The following is a 22194-nucleotide window of genomic DNA, read 5'->3' as shown; positions in this document are numbered from 1 at the left end:
AGTGTCGCGCTGTGGTGACTCTCCGTGTAACTTTGAGGACATGGACGCGCCGCCCCGACCGCACGAGCCGGTTCGCCCTCTCGAGCGCCCGGCCGAACGCGCACCGGAACGCCCCGCGGAGCGCCCGGCGGAGCGCAAGGACCTCGACCTCCTGGTCTGGGACGCGCCCAACATCGACATGACGCTGTCGTCGATCCTGGGCTCCCGGCCGGCGTCCTCGGACCGCCCGCGGTTCGACGCCATCGCCCGCTGGTTCCTGTCCGAGGCGGCCGACCACGAGGTCGAGGGCTGCGTGTTCACCAACGTCCACCCCACGAGCGCCGTGTCCCTGCGCGGGTGGATCGAGGCCCTGCGCAGCTTCGGCTACGCCGTCTTCGCCCGCCCCAAGGTCCACCCCGAGGACGACGTCGACGACGCCATGCTGCAGCACATCGCCGCGCGGCAGAGCTCGCACCGGCTGCGCCGGGTCGTCGTGGCCAGCGGCGACGGGCGCAACTTCCTCGGGCCGCTGGAGGAGCTGCACCGCGCCGGGGTCCGGGTCGTCGTGCTGTCCTTCGCCGAGGTCGCCGGCTACGCCCAGGAGTCCCCGCTCATCGAGTTCGTCGACCTCGAGGACGTCCCCGGGGCCTTCCAGGTCTCCCTCGGCCGCACCCGGCTGACGGCGCTGCCGCCCGGCGGCGGCTGGTTCCGCCCGACCCGTCCCATGCGCGCCCTGCTCGAGGACGCGGCGGCGCTGGACCACCACGCCGCGGCCGACCCCGTGCCCGTTCCCGAGGCCCCCGCCGTCCCGGCCGAGGCCGCGCCCGTCCCCGAGACCCCCGGTGCCGGGGCGCCCGAGGTCGGCGATGTCGGGCGCGTCCACCCCCCGGGCGCCCCGCGCGTGCGCAGCGCCTGAGCCCTTCGGGCGCACGGGGTGTCCTCACGGGCACGTACCCTGGACCCGTGCCCCCCCTCTCCGGATCCCAGCGTTCCGTCGCGCTCGTGACGCTGGGCTGCGCCCGCAACGACGTCGACTCCGAAGAACTCGCCGGTCGGCTGGCCGACGCCGGCTGGACCCTCGTCGACGACGCGGACGGGGCCGACGTGGCCGTCGTGAACACCTGCGGGTTCGTCGAGCAGGCCAAGAAGGACTCCATCGACACCGTCCTGGCCGCCGCCGACCTCAAGGAGGCCGGGCGGACCAAGGCGGTCGTCGCCGTGGGGTGCATGGCCGAGCGCTACGGCAAGGACCTGGCCGAGTCGCTGCCCGAGGCCGACGCGGTCCTGGGCTTCGACTCCTACGGCGACCTGTCCGCCCACCTCGAGGCGATCCTGCACGGCGAGAAGCCGCAGTCCCACGTGCCCCGCGACCGTCGCTCGCTGCTGCCGCTGGCGCCGGTGGACCGGCAGGCCGCCCGCGCCGCCGCGCTCGCCGCCGAACCCGACCTGCCCGAGGGCCTGGCCCCCGCCAGCGGTCCGCGCGTCGTGCGCCGCCGGCTCGGCTCCGGCCCGTGGGCGCCGGTGAAGATCGCCGCCGGCTGCGACCGCCGCTGCACGTTCTGCGCCATCCCCGCCTTCCGCGGGTCCTTCGTCTCCCGTCCCGGCGACGAGGTCGTCGCCGAGACGCAGTGGCTCGCCGAGCAGGGCGTCAAGGAGGTGTTCCTCGTCTCCGAGAACACCACCTCCTACGGCAAGGACCTCGGCGACCTGCGCGCCCTGGAGGCCCTGCTGCCGCGCGTGGCGGCCGTCGAGGGCGTCGAACGGGTCCGCGTGTCCTACCTGCAGCCCGCCGAGGTGCGTCCCGGCCTGCTCGACGCGCTGACGAGCACCCCGGGCGTCGTCCCGTACTTCGACCTGTCCTTCCAGCACTCCGCGCCGAACGTGCTGCGCCGCATGCGCCGCTTCGGCAGCACCGAGTCCTTCCTCGCGCTGCTGCAGCAGGTCCGCGACCGCTTCCCCACCGCGGGCATCCGCTCCAACGTCATCGTCGGCTTCCCCGGCGAGACCGAGGCCGACCTCGAGGAGCTGTGCTCGTTCCTGGAGCAGGCCCGCCTCGACGTCGTCGGGGTCTTCGGCTACTCCGACGAGGACGGCACCGAGGCCGAGACGCTCGACGGCAAGCTGCCCGCCGAGGTCGTCGCCGCCCGCCTGGACCGGGTCAGCCGGCTCGTGGAGGAACTCGTCGCCCAGCGCGCCGAGGAGCGCCTCGGCGAGGTCGTGGAGGTCCTCGTGGAGTCGGTCGTCGACGAGGACGGCGACCCGCACGTCGTCGGCCGCGCCGCGCACCAGGGACCCGACGTCGACGGGGAGACCGAGCTCGACGTGCCGGCCGGCTTCGTCGTGGCGGTCGGCGACCTCGTGCGGGCCCGCGTGACGGGCGTCGCCGGTGCGGACCTGCTCGCCGAACCGCTCGGGACTACGGTCTGAGGATGAGCACCAGGACGGGACCGGAACGGCTGGGCGTGCACCGCGGGCACGTGCCGAACGCGCTGACGGTCCTGCGCCTGGTGTTCGTCCCGGTCTTCGTCTGGTTCCTCTGGACGGACGGCGGGCAGGACTGGCGCTGGCGCACGGCCGCAGCGGCCGTGTTCATCGCCGCCAGCATCACCGACCGCTACGACGGGCACCTGGCCCGCCGGTGGGAGGTGGTCAGCGACTTCGGCAAGATCGCCGACCCGATCGCCGACAAGGCCCTCATCGGCGCCGGGCTCGTGGTGCTGTCCCTGCAGGGGCGGCTGTGGTGGTGGATGACCGCCGTCATCCTCGCCCGCGAGCTGCTCGTGACGCTGCTGCGGTTCATCGTCATCCGCCGCGGGGTCATCCCGGCCGCCAAGGGCGGCAAGATCAAGACGGTCGTGCAGACCGTCGCCGTCGGCCTGTTCGTGCTGCCGCTGCCCGCGGCGCTGGACCCGCTGTGCCTGGCCGTCATGGCGGTCGCCGTCGTGCTGACGATCTGGAGCGCGTGGGCGTACTTCGTCGCCGGGGCCAGGCTCCTGCGGCCGTGAGCACCGCGGAGGAGGTCGTGGCGGCCTTCGCCGCCGCCGGCCTGACGGTCGCGACGGCCGAGTCCCTCACCGGTGGGCTGCTGTGCGCGACGCTCGTCGACGTGCCCGGGGCCTCGGTGGTGGTGCGCGGCGCCGTCGTCGCCTACGCCACCGAGCTCAAGGCGTCCGTGCTGGGGGTCCCGGCCGACGCGCTGGCCCGGACCGGGCCGGTGGACGGGTTCGTCGCCGAGCAGATGGCCCGCGGGGCCCGGTCGGTGCTGGGGGCCGACGTCGGCGTCGCCACGACGGGGGTCGCCGGTCCCGGTCCGGCCGACGGGTTCGCGCCCGGCACGGTGTTCCTGGGCCTGGCCGCCGACTGGCTGCCGGGCGGGGCCCGGCACGTGCGGCTCGCCCTCGCCGGCGAGCGGGCGCAGGTCCGGCGCGGCAGCGTCGAGCGGGCCCTGGCCGAACTGGGGCACCTCGTGCGCGATCGGCGGGACGAGCCCGCGGAACAGGATGACCGCGCCAGGAGTTGAGCCAGACGTGCGCAACCCTGCTCCCACCACCCCCTCCGTGCCCCGGCCGGGGTACGGTGGTGGTTCCACTACTGGCAGCCACCGAACGGCTCCGGACGGACGTCCGGCTCTGCGCGGTCTGCCACCTCGACTCCCTGAGGGAGGCCGCCGCATGGTCGTGCTCCGACGGACGATCGGTGACGTGCTGCGCGACGAACGTCGCGGGCAGCAGCGGACCCTGCGGGAGGTGTCCTCCACCGCCCGGGTCTCGCTCGGTTACCTCAGCGAAGTCGAACGCGGCCAGAAGGAAGCCTCCAGCGAACTCCTGGCCTCCATCTGCACCGCCCTGGACGTCCCCCTTTCCCAGGTCCTCGGTGAGGTGACGCGCCGCATCGCCGACGAGGAGGGGCTGGGCCGTCGCCGCTACGCGGCCGAGGGCATCGTGCCGACCAAGGCCGTCGCCCCCGCCGTCAAGCCCGTCGCGGAGACCGTCGTGGAACCCGCCGATGAACCGGCCCCCGCTTCCGACGACCTCGACACCCTCGTCGAGCAGGCCGTCGACTCGGTCGTGGACCACGTCATCGACTCGGCCCTGAGCGGTGTGGCCACCGACAGCCGCGAATTCTCCGTCGAGCTCGAGGGCCTGCCCGACGAGCTCGAGCTCATCCTGCGGCGACGGCTGGTCTCCGCCGCCTGATCCCTGCCCGACCTACCGCCGCGTGCGGTACGTCGCCCGGCCCGACGGCCGTCCGGAGCTGCCCAGCGGGCGCTGCGGGCGGCCGTCGTCCGTCGGGGCCGGCCCCCGCTGGCAGCCGGGGCAGTAGAACGCCGTCCGGTCCTGCGGGGGTGTCCCGATCATCGCCACGCGCACCGTCGCCCCGCACCGCAGGCACGGCAGCCCCGAGCGGGCGTGCGCGAAGTTCTGCCGGCCCCGGCGCAGGTCACCGGTCGTCACCTGGTCCGCCCGCGACTTGTTCGCGTCCAGCAACCGGTGCACGAGCGCGATGAACGCCGCCGGGTCGTCCAGGTCCGCGACCGGCGACCACGGTGTCAGGCGCGCGAGGAAGCACGCCTCGGCCAGGTAGAACGTCCCCACCCCCGCCAGCACCCGCTGGTCCAGCAGCGCCGCCCCCAGTTCCCGCTCCGGCCGTTCCAGCAGGCGCCGCTCGGCCTCGGCCGGGTCCCAGCCCGGGCCCAGCAGGTCCGGGCCGAGGTGGCCGACGAGCTCGTCCTCGCGGTCGGTGGGCACGAGGTCGAGCATGCCGAGCTTGTGGCCGACCGCCGTCCAGTCCCGCGTGGTCAGCACCGCGCGGATCCCCGACGCCGACCGGCGCTGCCCCGGCTCGCCCGTGCGCTCGACGAACCAGGACCCCTCCATCCGCAGGTGGCTGTGCAGCGTGACCGGTGGGTCGTCCCCACCGGCCGCGACCCGCGTCAGCAGGTGCTTGCCCGCGCTGACCGTCTCCAGGACGGCGCGTCCGGACAGGTCCACGGTCGCCAGGCTCGGCCACCGCAGGTCGCTGCCGGTCAGCTCGCGCCCCGACAGCGCCTTGTCCAGGCGTCGCGCCGTGCGCCACACCACGTCACCCTCGGGCACCGCTCAGCTCCGGATCCGCAGACCCCGCGGGGTCGCGTGGAACCCGGCGGCCTCCAGCGCCGTGCCCAGCGGGGAGTCCGCGGCCAGGACCCCGCTGCCGTCGGCCTTCTCGACCGTCAGCTTGCCCAGGACCCCCTCGCGGACCGCGAGCGCCAGCACGTCCGCCGCCGGTTGCAGCAGGTCCTCCTCCTGCGTCCAGGACAGCACCGAGCGCCCGCCGCGCTCGACGTAGAGCACGAGGTCGCCGTCGACGAGCACCACGAGCGCCCCGGCCTTGCGGCCCGGCCGGTGCCCGCTGGCCCCGGCCGTCGCCTCCGGGCGCTCGGGCCACGGCAGCGCCGCGCCGTACGGGTTCGCCGGGTCCGTCGCCGCCAGCACCAGCGCCCCCGGCCCGGTGTCGCGGTCCTTGCCCCGCTGCTGCGACGGGCTCGCCCCGCCGACGGGCCGGGCGGTGTCCCGCAGCCGGTCCACGGCACCGGCCGTGGCGAACTGCGAGGCCCCCAGCCCCTCGACGAAGTACCCCCGCCGGGCCCGGCCCGCCTCCTCGAACGCCGACAGCACCTTGTAGACCGCCGCGAACCCCCCGGGGACCCGTTCGCTGCCCACCGCCCCGCGGGTCAGGACCCCGTGCCGGTCCAGCAGCACCTCGGCGCTGGCGTGCGCGCGCACCGTCGCGTCCGTCTCCACCGGCGGCAGCAGCGACCACCGCCCCGCGGCCGACGGCGGGCCCGAGCGCGAGGGCAGCTCGACGCGCCGGAGGCCGCGGGAGGGCCGCGCGTACCGCGAGCGCGGCGCCGCGGCCCGGGGCTTGTGGGCCCCACGACCCCCGATGCGGTTGCGCAGCGGCGTCAGGGTGTCGTTCGTCAGGCGCCCGGCCCACACGAGGTCCCACAGGACGCTCGTCAGACCCGTGTCGTCGCTCGAGCCGACCGCGTCCGACAGGGCGCGGAAGAAGTAGGCGCCCCCACCGGCCAGCGCGTCGAGCACCGCCCGGTGCAGCTCGGTGTCGACCTCCACCTCGGACTCGCCGGGGCCGGGCAGCGTCAGCGGCGCCAGGTCGGCCGGGTGCAGCGAGACCCAGCCGTCGTCGCCGGGCAGGCTGCCGTGCCCGGACCACACGACCTCCCCGGCCGCGGTCAGCTCGTCGAGCATCGACGGCGCGTACCCCTCGACGCGCGAGGCCAGGACCAGCGGTTCCAGGGCGCTCGCGGGCACGACCGCCCCGGCGAGCTGCTCGACGGCCCGCAGGACCCCGTCGACCCCGCGCACCCGCTGCCGCAGGCCGGTGCTGACGCCCTGCCAGGCGGGCAGGAACCGGGCCAGGTCGCGGGGCGGGACGGGTTCGACGTCGGCGCGCAGCGTGGCCAGCGACCGGCGGCGCAGGACGCGCAGCACGTCGGCGTCGCAGAACTCCAGGCCCGTGCCGCCCGGGCGCAGCTCGCCCTCGACGAGACGGCCCTTGGCCTGCAGACGGCGCAGCGCGTCGTGCGCGACGGCGCGGCCCACGCCGAACCGGGCCGCGGCGTCGGGGACCGTGAACGGCCCGCGGGTGCGGGCGTAGCGGCCGAACAGTTCCGCCAGGGGGTCGGCCACGGGTTCGGTGAACGCCTCCGGGATGCCCACGGGCAGCGGGGTCCCCAGCCCGTCGCGCAACCGGCCCGCGTCCTCGATGACGGCCCAGTGCTCCTGCCCGGCGATCCGCACGCGGATGAGCCGGCGGGCCTCCTCCAGGTCCACCAGCCACCGCGAGGGGTCGTCCGCGCTGCGCGCGGCGACCTCCGCCGTCGTCAGCGGGCCCAGGACGCGCAGCAGGTCCGCGACGTCCTCGGCGTCGGTCGACTTCCGCTCGGCCACGAGGCGCTGCAGCTCGTCCTCGGTGCGCTGCACGGCCTCGGGGTCCAGCAGGTCCCGCAGCGCGGCCCCCTCGCCGCGGCCCAGCAGCTCGGCCAGCAGGCTCGGGTCCAGGGCGAGGGCCGCGGCCCGGCGCTCGGCCAGGGGGGAGTCGCCCTCGTAGAGGAACTGCGCGACGTAGCCGAACATCAGGCCCCGGGCGAACGGGGACGGCTGCGCCGACTCGACCTCGACGACGCGGACCGTCCGCGAGGCCAGGTCCTTCATGAGCTGTTCCAGCCCGGTCACGTCGAACACGTCGGACAGGCACTCGCGCACGGTCTCCAGCACGATGGGGAAGCTGGCGAAGCGGCTGGCGACCTGCAGCAGCGACGCGGCGCGCTGGCGCTGCTGCCACAGGGGCTGACGGCGCCCGGGCTGGCGGCGGGGCAGCAGCAGGGCTCGGGCGGCGCACTCGCGGAACCGGGAGGCGAACAGCGCCGACCCGCCGATCTCGGCCGTCACCAGCTCGGCCACCTCGTCCGCCTCCAGCGCCACGAGGTCGGCCACGTCCGGGCCCTGCCCCTCGGGCAGGTCCAGGTCGGGCAGCCGCAGCACGATCCCGTCGTCGGCGGGCATGGCCTGCACGTCGACGCCGAACCGTTCGCGCATCCGGGCCCCCAGGGCCAGGGCCCACGGGGAGTGCACCTGCCCGCCGAAGGGGGAGTGGATGCAGACCCGCCAGTCGCCCAGCTCGTCGCGGAACCGTTCGACGACGATGGTGCGGTCGTCCGGGACGTGCCGGGTCGCCTCCTGCTGCTCGGAAAGGTACGTCAGCAGGTTGCCCGTCGCCCAGTCGTCCAGCCCGGCGGTCAGGACCCGCTCGCGCGCGGCGGTGCCCGAGAAACCCCCGTCGAGGGACCCGAGCTCGCGGACGAACTCGCCCAGGGCCCGGCCGAGCTCGGCCGGGCGGCCCAGGGCCTCGCCGTGCCAGAACGGCAGCTTGCCGGGCTGGCCCGGTGCGGGAGTGACCAGGACGCGGTCGTGGGTGATGTCCTCCACGCGCCAGGCCGAGGAGCCCAGGGTGATGACGTCGCCGACGCGGGACTCGTAGACCATCTCCTCGTCCAGTTCCCCGACCCGCCGGCCCGGTCCCTCGCCCGAGGCCAGGAACACGCCGAACAGGCCGCGGTCGGGGATCGTGCCGCCGCTGGTGACCGCGAGCCGTTGCGCCCCGGGGCGTCCGGTGAGGGTGTCGGTCACGCGGTCCCACACCAGGCGGGGGCGCAGCTCGGCGAACTCGTCGCTGGGGTAGCGGCCCGAGAGCATGTCGAGGACCGCCTCGAGGATCGGGCGCGACAGCGTGGCGAACGGCGCGGCCCGCTGCGCCAGGACCAGCAGGTCCGGCACCGTCCACTCGTCCATCGCCACCATCGCGACGATCTGCTGGGCCAGCACGTCCAGCGGGTTGGCCGGCACGTGCAGTTCCTCGATGCGCCCGTCGCGCATGCGCTCGACGACCACCGCGGTCTGCAGGAGGTCGCCGCGGAACTTCGGGAACAGCACCCCGCGCGAGACCGCCCCGACCTGGTGGCCGGCGCGGCCCACGCGCTGCAGCCCGCTGGCCACGCTGGGCGGGGACTCGACCTGCACGACGAGGTCGACCGCGCCCATGTCGATGCCCAGCTCCAGGCTCGACGTCGCCACGACCGCAGGCAGCCGGCCGGCCTTGAGGTCCTCCTCGATGAGCGAGCGCTGCTCCTTCGACACCGACCCGTGGTGGGCGCGGGCCAGCAGCGGGGGCTTGCCCCCGGCCGTGCCCGCCTGGGCCATCACCTCGGCCGGCGTCCGCGCCGGTGCCGCGTCCTCGGTGTCGGGGTTGAGCCGCTCGTCCCAGATCTCGTTGAGCCGGGCCGTCAGCCGCTCCGACAGCCGGCGCGAGTTCGAGAACACCAGGGTGGAGCGGTGGTCGGCGACGAGGTCGACGATGCGTTCCTCGACGTGCGGCCAGATGCTCGCCCGGCGCGGGTTACCCGCCGCCTGCCCGGACAGGTCCTCGGGGTCCTCGGCGCCGCGGCCGGAGTTGTCCAGCTCGCTCATGTCCTCCACGGGCACGACGACCTTGAGGTCGAACTCCTTCGTCGACGGCGGCTGGACCACCTCGACGGGCCGGCCGCCCGAGACCCACTCGGCGACGGTCTGCACGGGCCGGACCGTCGCCGACAGCCCGACCCGCTGCGCCGGTTCCCCGCCCGCGGCGGTGACGAGGGCGTCGAGCCGTTCCAGCGACACCGCCAGGTGCGCCCCGCGCTTGGACCCCGCCATGGCGTGCACCTCGTCGAGCACGACCGTGCGGACGCCGCGCAGCTGCTCGCGGGCCTTGGAGGTCAGCAGCAGGAACAGCGACTCCGGCGTGGTGATGAGGACGTCCGGCGGGGTGCGGGTGAAACCCCGGCGCTCCTCCGTCGACGTGTCGCCCGAGCGGACCCCGACGCGCACGTCGGGCACCGGCAGCCCGAGCCGTTGCGCGGCCTGCCGGATGCCGGTCAGCGGGGAGCGCAGGTTCCGCTCGACGTCGACGGCCAGGGCCTTCAGGGGCGAGACGTACAGCACCCGGCAGCGGTGGTCCTTGTCCTCGGGGACCGGTTCGCCGGCCAGCCCGTCCAGGGCCCACAGGAACGCCGACAGCGTCTTGCCCGACCCCGTGGGGGCCACGACGAGGGCGTGCTGCCCGCGGCTGACGGCGTCCCACGCGCCGAGCTGGGCGGGGGTGGGGGCGTCGAAGGCGCCCGTGAACCACGCGCGGGTGGCCTCGGAGAACCGGCCCAGCACCTCGTGCGCGTCCAGGGGGGAGGGGACCTCGCCGGGGCTGCCGGGTCGCGTCGGGCTCATCGGGTCATGACACCACCGACCTCCGACACACGCCGCCCGTGGCACCCTGTCCCGGTGCGAGTCAGCGAGTTCTGGACCCTGGTCACCGACGAGTTCGGGGACGCCTACGGCCGCTCCCTCGTCGCCGACCAGCACCTGCTGGCCCTGGAGGACCGGACCGGGCGCGAGGCCCTCGACGCCGGGGTCGACCCCAAGGCGGTCTGGCGGGCCCTGTGCGACGCCATGGACGTGCCGGAGGAGCGCCGGCTGGGCAAGGACCCGCGGCCGCCGAAGCGACGCTGACGCCGGGCCTCAGGTGAAGACCGCCCCGATCTCCAGGGCGATCTGCCCGAGCGCGGGCACGGCCTGCAGGGGCAGCAGGAAGCCGACGGGCACCGCGTGGACCGTGCAGCGCAGGGTGTGCTGCCCCCGGCGCCGCCACCGCGCCGCGGCGTGGACCGCACCCACCGCGCCCGACAGACCGGTCAGGCCGAGGGCGGCCGCGGCCACGACGCGGTGCGGGACGAGCACTCCGACCCCGGCGCCGACGCCGTACCAGAGCAGCGCACCGGCGATCGCGAGGACCCACCCGCCGACCGACGCGCCGTCGGGGCGACAGCCCACCGCCGTCTTCGTCCCCCGCTCCTGCGCGGGGCACCGTCGGGCGAGGACCTGGGCGCGCACCCGCCCACGCTAGGTGCGCCGTCGGAGCCCGGACGGCGTGCCGCCGCGGGGACCACCCGTTCGCGCTACTCGCCCGTCGCGCCGTCGATCCGCTCGCGCAGCAGGTCGGCGTGCCCGTTGTGGCGGGCGTACTCCTCGACGAGGTGCACCAGCACCCAGCGCACGCTCGTCGTGCCCTGCCGGCGGTGCTCGAACGTGTCGTCGAGGGAGTGCGCGGCCAGCACCGCGCGGGCGAGGTCCTGCTGGGTGGCCAGCTCGGCCAGGTCCACCGCCGGGTCGGCGTCGTCGACGTCGTCGAAGTCCCCGTCGGGGTTGGTGTCGTCGTAGTAGCGCGGGGCGACGTCCTCGCCGGCCACTCCGGCCTGCCACCAGCCGCGCTCGACGTCGGCCAGGTGGCGCACCATCCCCAGCAGCGACATCGAGGACGGCTCGACCGAGCGCCGCCGCAGCTGCTCGGTGCTCAGCCCGGCGACCTTCTGCGCGAACGTCGTGCGGTGGTAGTCGAGGAACCCCGCCAGCGTCGCGCGCTCGTCGGCCACGTACGGCGCCTCCGCCCGCGGCGGTGCGGGCGGGACGGTGAAGCTCACCGCCACTTCAGGTCCGCGCCGACGGCCGTGGTCCGCAGCCGGTACAGGCTCGTGGAGCCGGCGACGAACAGGTCGGTGCCGTCGGTGCCGCCGAAGCAGACGTTCGCGACGACCTCGCCCACGACGACCTCGAGCAACCGGGCGCCGTCGGGGGCGAAGACCGTCACGGCGTCCCCGTTCGAGGTCCACACGTTGCCGTCGGTGTCGACGCGGAAGCCGTCCGCCAGGCCCCGGTCGACCTCGACGAAGACCCGCCCGTTCTTCACGACGGGCCCGGACGGCACGGCCTCGGGACCGCGGCCGCCCTTGATCCCCGTCAGGACGTCGTAGACGCGGATGAGGCGGTGGCTGCCGTTGCCGGGGGTGCCGGCCGCCGAGGTGTCGGCCACGTAGAGCAGCGACTCGTCGGGGGAGAAGGCCAGGCCGTTGGGCTCCTCGACGTCGGTGACGACGACGCGCAGCTCCTCGGTGTCCGGGTCGTAGCGGAAGACGAAGTTGTCGCCGTACTCGCGGAAGCCCTCGTGGCCCTCGACGGCGACCGTGATGCCGTAGGGCGGGTCGGTGAACCAGATCGCCCCGTCGCGGGCGACGACGACGTCGTTGGGGGAGTTGAACCGCTTCCCGGCGAAGCGGTCCACGAGCACGTGGGTCGTCCCGTCGGCCTCGGTGCGCTCGATCGCGCGCCGGCCGTGCGAGCACGCGACCACCCGGCCCTCGCGGTCCAGGGTGCGGCCGTTGGTGAACTCGACGCCGTCGCGGTGGACGCTCAGCCCGCCGTCCACCCCCGAGGCGGCGTCCCAGCGCAGGATCCGGTCGCCGGGGATGTCGCTGAAGACCAGCGCCTGCTCCTGCGGCAGCCAGACCGGGCCCTCGGCCCACGTGCTGCCGGTGCCGAGGCGTTCGAGGACGGCGCCGTCGGGGACGAGCGCGGCGCCGCGCGGGTCGAGGACCTGAGGGGTCTGCGTCACGGGCACGACCCTAGTGATCCTCCGGCCGACCCGACACGCCCGGTCACGGTCGACTTCCGATCGAACACGTGTACGGATAGCATCACGGTGTCCACAGGGGGCGGCTCCGGCGTGTCGTCCACAGCCGCCGGCGCTCGCGGGGGTCGTGTCGGAGGTCCCCTCTAACGTTCCCGTCGTCAGTCAGACAGTCACTCGGAACCACGACCACGAGGTGGAGACATGCCCGCTCCTGCGGACCGCGAGAAGGCGCTCGACGCCGCGCTCGCCGCGATCGACAAGAACTTCGGCAAGGGCTCGGTCATGCGGCTGGGCGACGACGTCCGCCCGCCCATCGAGGTCATCCCGACCGGGGCGATCGCCCTCGACGTCGCGCTCGGCATCGGGGGTCTGCCCCGCGGCCGCGTCGTGGAGATCTACGGCCCGGAGTCCTCCGGCAAGACGACCGTCGCCCTGCACGCCGTCGCCAGCGCGCAGAAGAAGGGCGGCATCGCCGCCTTCATCGACGCCGAGCACGCCCTGGACCCCGACTACGCCGCCAAGCTGGGCGTCGACACCGACGCCCTGCTGGTCTCCCAGCCGGACACCGGTGAGCAGGCGCTGGAGATCGCGGACATGCTGATCCGCTCCGGCGCCCTCGACATCATCGTCATCGACTCGGTCGCGGCCCTGGTGCCCAAGGCCGAGATCGAGGGCGAGATGGGCGACAGCCACGTCGGCCTGCAGGCCCGCCTCATGTCGCAGGCGCTGCGCAAGATCACCGGTGCGCTGAACCACTCGGGCACCACGGCGATCTTCATCAACCAGCTGCGCGAGAAGATCGGCGTCATGTTCGGTTCGCCCGAGACGACGACGGGCGGCAAGGCGCTGAAGTTCTACGCCTCGGTGCGCCTGGACGTGCGCCGGATCGAGACGCTGAAGGACGGGACGAACCCCGTCGGCAACCGCACCCGCGTCAAGGTCGTCAAGAACAAGGTCTCCCCGCCGTTCAAGCAGGCCGAGTTCGACATCATCTACGGCCAGGGCATCTCCCGCGAGGGTGGTCTCATCGACCTCGGCGTCGAGCACGGCTTCGTGCGCAAGTCCGGCGCCTGGTACACGTACGAGGGCGACCAGCTCGGCCAGGGCAAGGAGAACGCCCGCGCCTTCCTGCGCGACAACCCCGACCTCGGCGACGAGATCGAGAAGCGCATCAAGGAGAAGCTGGGCATCGGCGCCCGCCTGGACGCTCCCGCCGACGAAGAGACCAAGGTCGAGTTCTGAGTCGAGCGCAGCGGCAGGTGCCTCCCGGTCCGGACGAGAACCCGGACCGGGAGGCCGACCCGCGCGAGGTCGCACGCTCCATCGCGTTGCGGCAGTTGACGATGGCGCCCCGCACCCGGGCGCAGCTGGCCGAGAAGATGGCCGACCGCGACGTCCCCGACGACGTCGCGGTCGAGGTCCTCGACCGGTTCGAGGAGGTCGGCCTCGTCGACGACCAGGCCTTCGCCGAGGGGTGGGTGCGCTCACGCAGCACCGGCCGGGGCCGGCGGGCGCTGGCGCAGGAGCTGCGGCGCAAGGGCGTCGACGACGAGACCGCGGCCCAGGCGCTGGAGGCCGTCGACCACGACACGCAGATCGACGCGGCGCGCGACCTCGTGCGCCGCAAGCTGCGCTCGACCGCCGGGCTCGACCGGGCCGTGCGCGAACGGCGGTTGTTCGGGATGCTCGCGCGGCGCGGGTTCCCCACCGACGTCGTGCTGCGGGTCGTGCGCGAGGAGCTGGACGGCCTCGGCTAGCGTGCGGCGGGTGACCGTCATCGCGATCCTGGAACTGACCCTGAAGACCGACAGCCTCGAGCAGGCGCCGGCCATCATCACCGAGACCCTCGAGGCCACCCGCGCCTTCGCGGGCAACCTGGGCTGCGAGGTGACGTTCGACGTCACCGACGAGACCCACGTCGCCATCGTCGAGCGCTGGGAGTCCCTCGAGGCCGACGACGCCTACCGGGCGTTCCGGGCCACCCCCGAGGGCGCGAACCGTCTCGGGTCGATCACCGCGGACCGCAAGCTCACGCGCTACACGGTCCACGACGACCTCTGACGGCCCGTCGGGTCAGACGGCGCCGGCAGCGCCCACCTGGGCGGTGTTGGTGGCGATCGTGACCTTGCCCGACGTCCTGCCGCGCATCCGGCGCTCGACGACCTTCGCGATCCCGGCGATGACCATGTTCGTCCCGACGTAGACGACGGCGATCACGATCATCGCCGGGATCAGGTTGAAGTACTGCGACCCGAGCTGCTGGCCCCAGCGCAGCAGCTCGGAGTAGCCGATGATGTACGCCAGTGCGGTGTCCTTGAGGATCACGACGATCTGCGAGACGAGTGAGGGCAGCATCGAGCGGACCGCCTGCGGTAGCTGGATGGTCCACAGCACCTGGCTCTCGGTCAGGCCGATCGCCAGCCCGGCCTCCTTCTGGCCCTTGGGCAGCGCCTCGACGCCGGCCCGGAGGATCTCGGCGATGAACGCGCCGTTGTAGATCGTCAGACCCAGGACCACGCACCAGTAGACGGGGATACCGCCTCCGCCGCCGTAGAAGAACCAGAACATCAGCAGCAGCACCGGCGGTGCGCGGAACAGCTGGATGAGGCCGTAGGCGGTCCAGCGCAGCGCGCCCACCGACGACAGGCGCAGACTCGCCAGCACCGCGCCGAGCACCGTCGACAACACGATGGCCGCGAGGGCGACCTGCATGGTCCGCCACCAGGCGCCGAGCAGGGCCCGCTGGATGTCCTGGTAGGCGAAAGCGCTCCACTTCGAGGGCGCGAACTGTCCGGCGTCGTTCAACCGCCACACCACGAACCCGATGACCGCTGCGAACAGCGCGATGCCGACGACGGTCAGGACGTGGTTGAGCCGTCGCGCTCGCGGGCCCGGCGCGTCGTAGAGGACCTGGCTCATGCGCGTGCTCCGTTCCGGGCCGACGCGCGTTCCAAGAGCCCGACCCCTGCGAAGAGGACTCCGGCGAGGAGCGCGTACGCCACGGTGATGCCGATGAGGACGCTGATGACGGCGTTGCCGTTCTGCTCCACCAGGTTCCGCAACCCCGAGATCAGCTCGAAGTTGCTCGCCGCCGAGGCGACCGAGGTGTTCTTCAGCAGCGCGTTGAGCACGCTGCCCAGCGGGGGAACGACGGCGCGGAACGCCTGCGGCAGCACGACGAGGCGCAGCACCCCGGTGAACGGCAGCCCGATCGCGCGCGCCGCCTCGGCCTGCCCGACCGGGACGGTGTTGATGCCCGAGCGCACGGCCTCGCAGACGAACGTCGAGGTGTAGGCGACCAGGGCCAGCACCGCGTAGAGCCGGTACTGCGTGGCGGTGCCGACGCCGAAGGTGATGCCCAGCGTCGGCAGGCACAACACGCAGAAGACGATGATCAGCGTCAGCGGGGTGTTGCGGAAGACGTTGACGTACGTGGTGCCGAACGCGCGCAGCGCGGCGCTGGGGGCGATGCGGAACACCGCGAGCACGGTCCCGAGGACCAGCGAGCCGAGGGTGGCCCAGAAGAACAGGGTGACCGTTCCCCAGATCCCGCGGCCGAACACGTCGAGGTTGTCGACGACGACCTGCACGTCACCTCCTTGGTGGTGGGGGGAAGCGCCCGGGGCCACGTCGGTGGGGCCCCGGGCGCCGCTGGTCAGTAGCGGTCGACCGTGGGCGGCTCGGGGTCGGTGCCGCTGCCCCCGAGGGTGAAGTCGTAGGCCTTCTTCCAGTCCCCGTCGGTCACGGCGCCCTCGATGGCGTCGTTGAGCGCGTTCCGCAGGGCGGTGTCGCCCTTGGGCAGGCCGACGCCGTACGGCTCCTCGCTGAACGGCTTGCCGACGACCTTCAGCGCGTCGGGCTGCTGGGCGGCGTACCCGCGCAGGATGGCGTCGTCGGTGGTGACGGCGTCGACGGCGTTGGAGGTCAGCTGCTCGACGCACTTGGAGTAGGCGTCGAAGGTCACCAGGTCGGCGTCCTTGTAGTTGTCGCGGATGCGGGTGGCCGGGGTGGAGCCCTCCACCGAGCACACCTTCTTGCCCGCCAGGGAGTCCGGCCCGGTGATCTCCTCCTCGTCGGCCCGCACGAGCAGGTCCTGACCCGCGACGTAGTAGGGGCCGGCGAAGTCGACGACCTGCTTGCGCTTGTCGTTGATCGTGTAGGAGGCGATGACCATGTCGACCGTGCCCTGCTGCAGGAACGGTTCGCGGTTGGCCGAGACGGTCTCGACGTACTCGATCTTGTCCGGCGCCAGGCCGAGCTTCGCGGCCATGAGCTTGGCCATCTCGATGTCGAACCCGGCGTACTGCCCGGACCCGGCGTCCTTCTGCCCGATGCCCGGCTGGTCGGCCTTGACGCCGATCTTCACCGTGCCCGCGGCCTTGATCTTGTCGTAGGTGGGGCTGCCGGTGATCGCGACGTCGGTGGCGACGGCGTAGGTGGGGGCCGCGGCGGGCGTCCCACCGGAGGTGGCGCCCCCGCCGCCGGCGGTCTCGGGCGAGCCCTCCTGCCCGCAGGCGCTCAGGGCGAGGACGGCGGTGGCCGCTCCGGCCAGGACGACGGTTCTGACGTTCTTCACGGTTCTCGGGTCTCCTGGGTCGTCGGTTGGTCGTCGAGCTCAGTGGGTGAGGATCTTCGAGAGGAAGTCCTGCGCGCGGGCGTGCTCGGGTGCGGTGAAGAAGGTCTCGGGGTCGGTGTCCTCGAGGATCCGCCCGTCGGCCATGAACACGACGCGGTCGGCGGCGCGGCGGGCGAAACCCATCTCGTGGGTGACCACGACCATCGTCATGCCCTCACGGGCCAGCCCCGTCATGACGTCGAGGACCTCGTTGATCATCTCGGGGTCCAGGGCCGACGTCGGTTCGTCGAAGAGCATGACCTTGGGCTCCATCGCCAGGGCCCGGGCGATCGCGACGCGCTGCTGCTGCCCGCCGGACAGCTGCGCGGGGTACTTGTCGGCCTGGGAGGCGACGCCGACGCGTTCGAGCAGGGCGTCGGCGCGCCGGCCGGCCTCGGCGGCGGAGACCCCGCGCACCTTGACCGGACCGAGGGTGACGTTCTGCTTCACCGTCTTGTGGGCGAAGAGGTTGAAGGACTGGAAGACCATCCCCACGTCGGCACGCAGGCGGGCGAGGTCCTTGCCCTCGCTGGGCAGGTCGGCGCCGTCGATGGTGATGCGTCCGGCGTCGACGGTCTCCAGCCGGTTGATCGTGCGGCACAGCGTCGACTTGCCCGACCCCGACGGGCCGATGACGACCACGACCTCACCGGCGGCGACGGTCAGGTCGACGTCCTTCAGGACGTGCAGGGCGCCGAAGTGCTTCTGCACCCCGTCGAGGCGGACGAGGGGGCGGCGCGCCGGGGATGACGGCTGAGGGGCCTGCACGTGGTCACTCATGGAGCTGGAACGTACAGGAGCTGCTCAGCGTGTCCACCGTGCCGCCCTTGAGGATGCACATCGTGACCCGAACGAGACCCGTTCGAGCCCGTCCGGGGCCACGTAGACTCAGCAGCGATGAGCACGACGACCGAACCCCAGACGGGCACGCCGCGCACCTACCAGGTGCGCACCTTCGGCTGCCAGATGAACGTCCACGACTCCGAGCGCCTCTCGGGACTGCTGGAGGACGCGGGCTACGTCCGGTTCGACGAGGCGGGCACGGACGCACCGGTCGAACCCGACGTCGTCGTCTTCAACACGTGCGCGGTGCGCGAGAACGCCGACAACAAGCTCTACGGCAACCTCGGCCACCTCGCCCCGGTGAAGGAGCGCCGCCCCGGCATGCAGATCGCCGTCGGCGGCTGCCTGGCCCAGAAGGACCGCGGCGAGATCGTCCGCAAGGCGCCCTGGGTGGACGTCGTCTTCGGGACCCACAACGTCGGCTCCCTGCCGGTCCTGCTCGAACGGGCGCGGCACAACGCCGAGGCACAGGTCGAGATCCTGGAGTCGCTGGAGACCTTCCCCTCCACCCTGCCCACGCGCCGGGAGTCGCCCTACGCGGCGTGGGTCAGCATCTCGGTGGGCTGCAACAACACCTGCACGTTCTGCATCGTCCCGGCGCTGCGCGGCAAGGAGAAGGACCGCCGGCCCGGCGACGTCCTGGCAGAGATCGAGGCCCTCGTCGCCGAGGGCGTGCTCGAGGTCACCCTGCTCGGGCAGAACGTCAACACCTACGGCGTCGAGTTCGGCGACAAGCTCGCCTTCGGCAAGCTGCTGCGCGCCACCGGCGGCATCGAGGGCCTGGAGCGCGTGCGCTTCACCAGCCCGCACCCCTCCAGCTTCACCGACGACGTCATCGACGCGATGGCGGAGACGCCCAACGTCATGCCCAGCCTGCACATGCCGCTGCAGTCCGGGTCCGACCGCGTGCTGAAGGCCATGCGCCGGTCCTACCGGCAGTCGCGCTTCCTGGGGATCATCGACGGCGTGCGCTCGCGCATCCCCGACGCCGCGATCACCACCGACATCATCGTCGGGTTCCCCGGCGAGACCGACGCCGACTTCGAGGACACGCTGCACGTCGTCGAGCAGGCCCGGTTCTCCAGCGCCTTCACCTTCCAGTACTCCCCGCGCCCGGGCACGCCCGCGGCGACCATGGCCGACCAGATCCCGAAGAAGGTCGTCCAGGAGCGCTACGAGCGCCTCACCGCGCTGCAGGACCGCATCACCTACGAGGACAACCAGGCCCAGACCGGGCGCGTCCTGGAGGTGCTGGTGGCCGAGGGGGAGGGGCGCAAGGACGCGGCGACGCAGCGCCTGTCCGGGCGGGCGCCCGACAACCGCCTCGTCCACTTCGCTGTCCCGGAGGGGACCGTCCTGCGACCGGGCGACGTCGCCACGGTGCAGGTCACGCGCGGCGCCCCGCACTACCTCGAAGCCGACGACCTCAGCCGCTTCGCGGTGCGTCGCACCCGCGCGGGCGACGCCTGGGAGGCCCGCCAGGCGCGTCCGGAACCGCAGGACGACGGCCCCCGGCCCGTCGGGCTCGGGATGCCGTCGCTGCGCGTCCGCTCCTGAGGTCGCCCTCGGGGCTGGGCCGGGTCTACTTCGACGGGGGGACCGACGGGTCCGGCACGGGGTCCGGGCCCGGCGTGGGGCCGGGGTCGGGCATCGGGGGTTCCCCGGGCTGACCGGGGGTCGGCACCGGGCTCGGGGGCACCGGCGTCGTCGGCGGTGGCGTCGGGATCGTCACCGGACCGGTCCCGTCATCGGCGTGCCGTCCGAGGCGACGCCCCCGCGCATCGGGGTCCCGCCGTCCGGGGTCGTCGTCGGCGGGGCCTGCTCGGCCACCAGGTCCACGCCCTTGCGGGCCAGGTCGCTCACCTTGCTCACCGGACCGGCGAACTTGCCGCCGGTGCGCGAGTTCACGAACTCGCCGGCCTTGCCGAGCGCGCCGTCGGCGTGCCCGGAGTGCTCGGCCGCGAACGCGCCCGCCTTGCCCCGGGCCTCGTCGGCGATCTCCTTGGCCTGCTCGGCCGCCTCGCCGAGCTTGCCCTTGAGGTAGTCCATGGTCCCCACGGCCGCTTCCCCTTCCCTGCCTGGTCGAGCTGGTGCGTTCGAGACGGCACCCATGCTCTGCCACGATGACGCGGTGGGCCAGTCGAACGTTCCCGATCCGACACCGCTGATCGCGGTCATCGGCCCGACCGCCTCCGGCAAGTCCGACGTCGGCGTCGCCCTGGCGCGCCTGCTGGCCGAGCGCGGGACCCCCGGGGAGGTCGTCAACGCCGACGCCCTGCAGTTCTACCGGGGCATGGACGTCGGCACCGCGAAGATCACGCTCGCCGAGCGCCGCGGGGTCCCGCACCACCTCCTCGACGTCCTCGACGTCACCGAGACCGCCGAGGTCGCCCGGTTCCAGGGCTGGGCCCGCACCGCGTTCGACGACATCACCGGACGCGGGCACGTGCCCGTCCTGGTCGGCGGCTCCGGGCTCTACGTCCGCGCCGCCCTCGACGACCTGCGCTTCCCCGGCAAGGACCCCGCCGTCCGGGCCCGGTTCGAGGCCGAGCTGGAACGGGTCGGACCCCAGGCCCTGCACGCCCGCCTCGCCGCCTCCGACCCCGAGGCCGCCGCGCGGATCCTGCCGAGCAACGGCCGGCGCATCGTGCGCGCCCTGGAGGTCGGCGAGATCACCGGCGAGCCCTTCGCCGCCGCCCTGCCCGAGCAGACCTACCTGAGGCCCACCGTGCAGGTCGGTCTGGCCGTCCCCCGCGAGCAGCTCGTGGCCCGCATCGACGCCCGCGTGGAGCGCATGTGGGCGGCCGGGCTCGTCGAGGAGGTCCGGGCGCTGGAGGGCCGCGGCCTGCGTGACGGGCTGACCGCCGGCCGCGCGCTCGGCTACGCGCAGGTCCTGGACGCCCTCGACGGGACCACCACCGAGGACGAGGCCCGCGAGCTGACCGCCCGTCTCACCCGCCGGTTCGCCCGCAAGCAGGAGTCCTGGTTCCGCCGCGACCCGCGCGTGCACTGGCTCGAGGCCCCCGACGGCACCACCGCCGACGACCTCGCCCACCGGGTCCTGCAGCTGCTGCCCGTAGCATCGGCGGCGTGAGCGGCGAGATCACCTTCACCAAGGGCCACGGCACCGAGAACGACTTCGTGCTGGTCGCCGACCCCGACGGCGCGTGGAAGCCCGACGCCGACCTGGTCGCCGCGATCTGCGACCGCCGCGCCGGCCTCGGCGGCGACGGGCTCATCCGCGCCGTGCGCACGGCCGCCGACCCCGACGCCGCCGCGCTCGCCGGCCAGGCCGAGTGGTTCATGGACTACCGCAACTCCGACGGGTCCATCGCCGAGATGTGCGGCAACGGCGTCCGCGTCTTCGCCGAGTTCCTGTCCCGCAACGGCTACCTGACCGTGGAGGACGGCGCCTGGTTCCCCGTCGCGACCCGCGCGGGACTGAAGCGGCTGCGCCGCGAACCGGACGGGTCCTGGACCGCCGACCTGGGGCGCTGGTCCCTCACCGGGGGCGCCCAGGCCCTCGCCGACGGCTCCGACGCCCTCGTCCAGGTCCACGGCCTCGACGGCGTCGCCCGCCCCGCGCTGTCGGTCGACCTCGGCAACCCGCACACCGTCGTCGCCCTGCCCCACGCCGCCGAGCTCGACGCGGCCGACCTCACCCGGGCCCCCGAGGTCCAGCCCGTCCCGCCGCACGGCACCAACGTCGAGCTCGTCGTGCCCGTCGACGCCATCGACGTCGACGGGGACGGGACCAGCGACATCGGCGACATCGCGATGCGCGTCCACGAACGCGGCTCCGGCGAGACCCGGTCCTGCGGCACCGGGGCCTGCGCCGCGGCGCTCGCGACCCGCGCGTGGGCCGGTGAGGGGGCGCCGGGGGTGTGGCGCGTGCGCGTGCCCGGTGGACGGCTCGTCGTCACCGTCGGTGCGGGCTCGTCGCTGTCGGAGGGGACGGTCTGGCTCTCGGGTCCCGCTCAGCTCGTGGCGACGGGGACCTTCACGCTGCCCGCCTGACGGACAGGACCCGGAACCCCTTCGACGTCGTCGTCCGCGTCGTCGTCGTCCCCGGCAGCACCCCCGAGCCCAGCCACGCGTGCAGCGAGTCCGACCCGAGGTTCTTCTGCACGACCAGGTGAGCGACGCCGCCGGGGGCGAGCCGGGGCAGCCAGCGCAGCAACAGCTCGTGCAGGGCCTCCTTGCCGATCCGGATGGGCGGGTTGGACCAGATCTCCGCGAAGACCAGGTCCGGGTCCACGTCGTCGGGCAGGCTCGCGCGCACGGTGAGACCCAGCCGGGAAGCGTTGCGCCGCAGCAGGTCGAGCGCGCGCTCGTTGACGTCGACGGCGTGGACGCGCTGGTGCGGGCGCAGCAGCGCCAGGGTCAGGGCGATGGGCCCCCAGCCGCAGCCGAGGTCCAGGACGTCGCCGGTCGCCTCGTCGGGCTCGACGAGCGGCAGCAGCACGGCGGTGCCCTTGTCGAGCCGGTCGCCGCTGAAGACCCCGCGGGCGGTGGTGACGGTGACCGGCCGGCCGGCCAGCTCGACCGTCAGCTCGCGGCGCTCGTCGGGGGTGGCCGGGGCGGCGGTGAAGTAGTGCTGGGACTCGGGCTGCGGATCGGGTCGGGGACCTGGCTGCGACACGTCGCGCAAGCCTAGAGCGCGAAATAGCTTCGCCGCGCGCGACGTTGAGTGTCACGCTGGG

22 protein-coding genes and 1 pseudogene are annotated in these 22194 nt (G+C 73.8%); 12 read left to right on the top strand and 11 right to left on the bottom strand.

The genetic code is table 11. From position 1 onward, the window contains the following. The first annotated feature begins 40 nt into the window (after positions 1-40). The 5 genes and pseudogenes from CLV37_RS03685 to CLV37_RS28965 form a co-directional block, all read left to right on the top strand. Positions 41-895 carry an NYN domain-containing protein gene (locus tag CLV37_RS03685; RefSeq protein WP_106207002.1) on the top strand — a complete coding sequence of 285 codons (855 nt, stop codon included), beginning with the start codon at positions 41-43 and terminating at the stop codon, positions 893-895. A gap of 47 nt (positions 896-942) precedes the next feature. Continuing rightward, entirely contained in the window at positions 943-2406 is a 1464-nt protein-coding gene (rimO, locus tag CLV37_RS03680; RefSeq protein ID WP_106207000.1) for a 30S ribosomal protein S12 methylthiotransferase RimO, read from the top strand. A 2-nt stretch (positions 2407-2408) separates the two neighbouring features. Further along, positions 2409-2984, top strand: a complete 576-nt coding sequence (pgsA, locus tag CLV37_RS03675) for a CDP-diacylglycerol--glycerol-3-phosphate 3-phosphatidyltransferase (RefSeq protein ID WP_106206998.1) — start codon at positions 2409-2411, stop codon at positions 2982-2984. Next, on the top strand, positions 2981-3499 hold the full coding sequence (locus CLV37_RS03670; RefSeq protein WP_106206996.1) for a CinA family protein: 519 nt from the start codon (positions 2981-2983) through the stop codon (positions 3497-3499). The genes pgsA and CLV37_RS03670 overlap by 4 nt, the downstream gene beginning before the upstream one ends. Positions 3500-3650: 151 nt before the next feature. Further along, positions 3651-3968: pseudogene (locus CLV37_RS28965) on the top strand (helix-turn-helix domain-containing protein); the annotation flags it as partial. A gap of 219 nt (positions 3969-4187) precedes the next feature. Here CLV37_RS28965 and CLV37_RS03660 read toward each other — a convergent pair. Both CLV37_RS03660 and CLV37_RS03655 read right to left on the bottom strand, forming a co-directional pair. Next, the gene (locus CLV37_RS03660) at positions 4188-5075 is read right to left on the bottom strand and encodes a DNA-formamidopyrimidine glycosylase family protein (protein WP_106206993.1); all 888 of its coding nucleotides are present in this window, start codon (positions 5073-5075) and stop codon (positions 4188-4190) included. A gap of 3 nt (positions 5076-5078) precedes the next feature. Continuing rightward, complete coding sequence (locus CLV37_RS03655) at positions 5079-9797, bottom strand: ATP-dependent helicase (RefSeq protein WP_106206991.1); 4719 nt, start codon at positions 9795-9797, stop codon at positions 5079-5081. Positions 9798-9851: 54 nt separating this feature from the next. On the opposite strand from CLV37_RS03655, the gene CLV37_RS03650 reads away from it, so the two are divergent. After that, positions 9852-10079: a DUF3046 domain-containing protein gene (locus CLV37_RS03650; protein ID WP_106206989.1), complete on the top strand. Its 228-nt coding sequence runs from the start codon at positions 9852-9854 to the stop codon at positions 10077-10079. A gap of 9 nt (positions 10080-10088) precedes the next feature. Here the strand turns inward: CLV37_RS03650 and CLV37_RS03645 are convergent, their stop codons facing one another. The 3 genes from CLV37_RS03645 to CLV37_RS03635 all read right to left on the bottom strand — a co-directional run bounded on the left by CLV37_RS03645 (position 10089) and on the right by CLV37_RS03635 (position 12015). After that, on the bottom strand, positions 10089-10460 hold the full coding sequence (locus CLV37_RS03645) for a hypothetical protein (RefSeq protein WP_106206987.1): 372 nt from the start codon (positions 10458-10460) through the stop codon (positions 10089-10091). Between the two features lie 65 nt (positions 10461-10525). Next, positions 10526-11047 carry a DinB family protein gene (locus CLV37_RS03640; RefSeq protein WP_245885222.1) on the bottom strand — a complete coding sequence of 174 codons (522 nt, stop codon included), beginning with the start codon at positions 11045-11047 and terminating at the stop codon, positions 10526-10528. Continuing rightward, positions 11044-12015: an SMP-30/gluconolactonase/LRE family protein gene (locus tag CLV37_RS03635; RefSeq protein ID WP_106207467.1), complete on the bottom strand. Its 972-nt coding sequence runs from the start codon at positions 12013-12015 to the stop codon at positions 11044-11046. The genes CLV37_RS03640 and CLV37_RS03635 overlap by 4 nt, the downstream gene beginning before the upstream one ends. A 219-nt stretch (positions 12016-12234) precedes the next feature. Here CLV37_RS03635 and recA point away from each other — a divergent pair, with 219 nt between their 5' ends. From recA to CLV37_RS03620, 3 genes are read left to right on the top strand one after another with little or no spacing between them, the layout of a single operon-like run. Further along, entirely contained in the window at positions 12235-13275 is a 1041-nt protein-coding gene (gene recA, locus CLV37_RS03630; protein ID WP_106206983.1) for a recombinase RecA, read from the top strand. A 17-nt stretch (positions 13276-13292) separates the two neighbouring features. Beyond that, positions 13293-13790, top strand: a complete 498-nt coding sequence (locus CLV37_RS03625; protein ID WP_245885221.1) for a regulatory protein RecX — start codon at positions 13293-13295, stop codon at positions 13788-13790. A gap of 10 nt (positions 13791-13800) precedes the next feature. Beyond that, positions 13801-14094 carry a putative quinol monooxygenase gene (locus CLV37_RS03620; RefSeq protein WP_106207462.1) on the top strand — a complete coding sequence of 98 codons (294 nt, stop codon included), beginning with the start codon at positions 13801-13803 and terminating at the stop codon, positions 14092-14094. Positions 14095-14106: 12 nt separating this feature from the next. Here CLV37_RS03620 and CLV37_RS03615 read toward each other — a convergent pair whose 3' ends face one another. The 4 genes from CLV37_RS03615 to CLV37_RS03600 form a co-directional block, all read right to left on the bottom strand. Then, the gene (locus CLV37_RS03615) at positions 14107-14952 is read right to left on the bottom strand and encodes an amino acid ABC transporter permease (RefSeq protein ID WP_106206981.1); all 846 of its coding nucleotides are present in this window, start codon (positions 14950-14952) and stop codon (positions 14107-14109) included. Further along, on the bottom strand, positions 14949-15623 hold the full coding sequence (locus CLV37_RS03610; RefSeq protein WP_106206978.1) for an amino acid ABC transporter permease: 675 nt from the start codon (positions 15621-15623) through the stop codon (positions 14949-14951). Before CLV37_RS03610 ends, CLV37_RS03615 begins: the two co-directional genes overlap by 4 nt. A gap of 65 nt (positions 15624-15688) precedes the next feature. Beyond that, entirely contained in the window at positions 15689-16609 is a 921-nt protein-coding gene (locus CLV37_RS03605) for a glutamate ABC transporter substrate-binding protein (protein WP_106206976.1), read from the bottom strand. A gap of 39 nt (positions 16610-16648) precedes the next feature. Continuing rightward, positions 16649-17428, bottom strand: coding sequence for an amino acid ABC transporter ATP-binding protein (locus tag CLV37_RS03600; RefSeq protein ID WP_106206974.1), 780 nt, complete (start codon positions 17426-17428; stop codon positions 16649-16651). Between the two features lie 117 nt (positions 17429-17545). Between CLV37_RS03600 and miaB the strand changes: the two genes are divergently transcribed. After that, on the top strand, positions 17546-19048 hold the full coding sequence (miaB, locus tag CLV37_RS03595; RefSeq protein ID WP_106206972.1) for a tRNA (N6-isopentenyl adenosine(37)-C2)-methylthiotransferase MiaB: 1503 nt from the start codon (positions 17546-17548) through the stop codon (positions 19046-19048). A gap of 171 nt (positions 19049-19219) precedes the next feature. Here the strand turns inward: miaB and CLV37_RS03590 are convergent, their stop codons facing one another. Continuing rightward, entirely contained in the window at positions 19220-19540 is a 321-nt protein-coding gene (locus tag CLV37_RS03590; RefSeq protein ID WP_106207460.1) for an antitoxin, read from the bottom strand. A gap of 61 nt (positions 19541-19601) precedes the next feature. Here CLV37_RS03590 and miaA point away from each other — a divergent pair, with 61 nt between their 5' ends. Beyond that, positions 19602-20585: a tRNA (adenosine(37)-N6)-dimethylallyltransferase MiaA gene (gene miaA, locus CLV37_RS03585; protein WP_106206970.1), complete on the top strand. Its 984-nt coding sequence runs from the start codon at positions 19602-19604 to the stop codon at positions 20583-20585. Continuing rightward, positions 20582-21508 (top strand): diaminopimelate epimerase, encoded by a 927-nt coding sequence (dapF, locus tag CLV37_RS03580; protein WP_106206968.1) that lies wholly within the window; start codon positions 20582-20584, stop codon positions 21506-21508. The genes miaA and dapF overlap by 4 nt, the downstream gene beginning before the upstream one ends. Here dapF and CLV37_RS03575 read toward each other — a convergent pair. Beyond that, positions 21492-22133: a class I SAM-dependent methyltransferase gene (locus CLV37_RS03575; protein ID WP_106207458.1), complete on the bottom strand. Its 642-nt coding sequence runs from the start codon at positions 22131-22133 to the stop codon at positions 21492-21494. The genes dapF and CLV37_RS03575 overlap by 17 nt on opposite strands. Between the last annotated feature and the right edge of the window lie 61 nt (positions 22134-22194).

The organism is Kineococcus rhizosphaerae (genome assembly GCF_003002055.1).
Taxonomy (GTDB): Bacteria; Actinomycetota; Actinomycetes; order Actinomycetales; family Kineococcaceae; genus Kineococcus; species Kineococcus rhizosphaerae.
Note: the sequence above shows the minus strand (reverse complement) of the source record. Positions and strands in the feature narration are given on the sequence as shown.

Coding starts and splice junctions, on each gene's coding strand:
- CLV37_RS03600 (WP_106206974.1), bottom strand. CDS start 17,428: ATGAGTGACCACGTGCAGGCCCCTCAGCCGTCATCCCCGGCGCGCCGC.
- miaB (WP_106206972.1), top strand. CDS start 17,546: ATGAGCACGACGACCGAACCCCAGACGGGCACGCCGCGCACCTACCAG.
- miaA (WP_106206970.1), top strand. CDS start 19,602: ATGCTCTGCCACGATGACGCGGTGGGCCAGTCGAACGTTCCCGATCCG.
- CLV37_RS03685 (WP_106207002.1), top strand. CDS start 41: ATGGACGCGCCGCCCCGACCGCACGAGCCGGTTCGCCCTCTCGAGCGC.
- pgsA (WP_106206998.1), top strand. CDS start 2,409: ATGAGCACCAGGACGGGACCGGAACGGCTGGGCGTGCACCGCGGGCAC.
- CLV37_RS03590 (WP_106207460.1), bottom strand. CDS start 19,540: ATGGACTACCTCAAGGGCAAGCTCGGCGAGGCGGCCGAGCAGGCCAAG.
- CLV37_RS03655 (WP_106206991.1), bottom strand. CDS start 9,797: ATGAGCCCGACGCGACCCGGCAGCCCCGGCGAGGTCCCCTCCCCCCTG.
- CLV37_RS03615 (WP_106206981.1), bottom strand. CDS start 14,952: ATGAGCCAGGTCCTCTACGACGCGCCGGGCCCGCGAGCGCGACGGCTC.
- recA (WP_106206983.1), top strand. CDS start 12,235: ATGCCCGCTCCTGCGGACCGCGAGAAGGCGCTCGACGCCGCGCTCGCC.